Below are 892 nucleotides of genomic sequence, written 5' to 3' on the forward strand. Positions count from 1 at the left end.
GATGTAGCAAGCATGGGTCTTAAAGCGGTAGCGGCTGGTACGCTAGCGAACCTAATGAGCGCATGTCTAGCAGGTATCTTTATCTCGCTTTAATATGATTGAGCAATAAATGAAAACCCGCCAATGTGGCGGGTTTTTTTATGGTGTTGGGAAAGTCGTGTGAGTCAGTGCAAGAGTATTCCCGAACCATGTTTATTCTATGTTATTTGGGGGATTTAGGTACTAACCCATAAGGGATCGATTTGAACGCTTTCGGGTGCGCTTGATATGTTGGTGCCTTGTGCACACCTTTCCAATCTAAAAGCATAATCGCGAGCACATTGCGATGTTCCCCATACTTTAGATCAAAGTCACCATCAACGGATGGGATCATCCCTTGTTCGGTGCTGATGGCATCTCGAATCGCTTGGCGTGTTTTCTCAACGACGGGATCGTGGTCAAGGCCAGCCAGTAAAAATGAAATACCTACTTCGGCAATGATGTCTTCTTTTGCTCGCAATAAAATCGTGTCGATGTTGTCGCGGAAGTAATCATAAATCCATTGATGATCCGCTTCATTCACGCGCTTTTGATAATACTGAGAGTCGGCAAAGATGATGTGCGTCATGCCATAGATTTTGTTGCCGTATTGCTGAGCAGAGAGCTTTTTATCATTGTCGTCGGGGTAGGTCGCTCGGAATGCTTCAATGAACGCGTTCACCACATCTTGTTCACCCAGTTGACGCAGCCAATAGACCTGATTTGCCAACTGCGCCGCCCATGCTTCAATCATCTCTTTATCGGTGGCGTAGCGAGTAAAATCGTAACGACGAATGATTTCTCGCAGTGTTTTATCTTGTTGGTGCTTTAAGCCGTACTCATCTGCTCTCGCCATCGCGCCTAGTAAATCGAC

At 46.1% G+C, this 892-nt stretch carries 1 protein-coding gene; it reads right to left on the reverse strand.

The features are described 5' to 3' along the window. Nucleotides 1-202: 202 nt before the first annotated feature. Nucleotides 203-892: DUF3541 domain-containing protein (locus tag R7Q48_RS25640; protein WP_318132978.1), on the reverse strand; the 690-nt coding region annotated here is incomplete at its 5' end.

Source organism: Vibrio sp. 378 (assembly GCF_033339435.1).